This window comes from Idiomarina sp. UBA4206 (genome assembly GCF_002383015.1).
Taxonomy (GTDB): Bacteria; Pseudomonadota; Gammaproteobacteria; order Enterobacterales; family Alteromonadaceae; genus Idiomarina; species Idiomarina abyssalis.
The window spans coordinates 20,851-22,236 of sequence record NZ_DFTS01000037.1; the positions used below are offsets into that span (position 1 = coordinate 20,851).

A 1,386-nucleotide genomic window follows, 5' to 3' on the forward strand; every position below is an offset into this window, starting at 1 on the left:
GGACAGCAGTCATTTCAGACAGCCTGAACTGCCACTGATAGACGGCCGTGGTGTTATCTGGGAGCCGCCCGGCTGCCATTTGGACGCCCTGCAACGCTATACTTTTGGGCATCAGGTAACCGAATATTACGACTACACCAAAGCCATTACAGTCGCCTTAAGAGAATTTGCGCCGGATAAGCTATTGCTGCTGGGGCCTGGCAATAGCCTGGGTGGTGCCACCGGACAAAGCCTGGTCGCAGCCAACTGGCGCAATCTCTCCGGTAAAGATGACTTTACTCAGCGACAAGAAAGTGAAAAAGCCCCGGTTATTAGCCTGGGGCTGTAATATTTAGCGGATACCTTTACTGTTAAGGTGTCCTTTGTAAGCCATATCGCTTTTCATAATGTGATTCATTAACCAGGCTTTTACGAAGTCCAGTAGTTCATCAATCACGTCTTCGTGGTTATCAACCCGGTGTTTGAAGCGCATTACGTCCTGCACTAAGTCGCGGTGTTTAAGCTTATGATTTTCTAAATCCGGGTAGCCGTTACGCTCCATTAACAACTCTTCGTAGTTAAAGTGCGTTGCGGTGTAGTTAATTAACGAATCCACCAAGCGCTGCAATGCATGCTGGTCGCCATCGCGAAGCTTAAGGCGGTAAAGCTCATTAGCAATGTAAATTAAGCGCTGGTGCTGACGGTTAATTTCTTCAATGCCGACATCCAGTTTCGACGACCATTCAATGAGTACGTCCTGCTCCGCAAGACGCTGCTCTATCACGTCTTTCTCAATGTAATACCGGTCGCCAAGAGATTTTATCTCGCCGCCTAAGGTGGTTAATTGCGCCGAGCTCTCTAATGCCTCCTGCGACCGCGCATCCACAATTCGGGCACTTTCTGACAGCGAATTAATATTCTCCTGAATGTTCATAGTAACCGCCGACTGCTCTTCGGCTGCGGACGCTATCTGAATATTCAGGTCATTAATAACACCGACGTTTTCAACAATGTCAGTCAGCGAGTTTGACGCTTTATTTGCCTGCTCAACATTCTCGCCAGCCAGAGTCTTGTTGCGCTCCATAGAATGAACCGCGTTGCTGGTGTTGGTTTCAAGCCGGCCAATCACATTTTGTATTTCACCCGTTGATGCCTGCACGCGCTGCGCCAGTTGCCTGACTTCGTCCGCCACCACAGCGAAGCCGCGACCCGACTCGCCCGCCCGGGCGGCTTCAATTGCCGCATTCAGCGCCAGCAAGTTAGTTTGGTCGGCAATATCATTAATGGTCAGTAGTATTTTAGAGATAGCCTGGCTGTCTTCCGACAGGGTTTTTATCACTTGCTGAGACTCAGACACTTCCTGCTCAAGCTTTTGAATAGCCACGACCATGGTATTAACAACCTGCT

General features: G+C 49.5%; 1 protein-coding gene and 1 pseudogene. One reads left to right on the top strand and one right to left on the bottom strand.

Going from position 1 to position 1,386, the window contains the following annotated elements; translation table 11 throughout:
• Nucleotides 1-328 (top strand): annotated as a pseudogene (locus B3180_RS07600) (malonyl CoA-ACP transacylase); the annotation flags it as partial.
• Nucleotides 329-331: 3 nt separating this feature from the next.
• Here B3180_RS07600 and B3180_RS07605 read toward each other — a convergent pair.
• A partial coding sequence (locus B3180_RS07605; protein ID WP_286843846.1) for a bacteriohemerythrin occupies nucleotides 332-1,386 on the bottom strand: 1,055 nt, incomplete at its 5' end.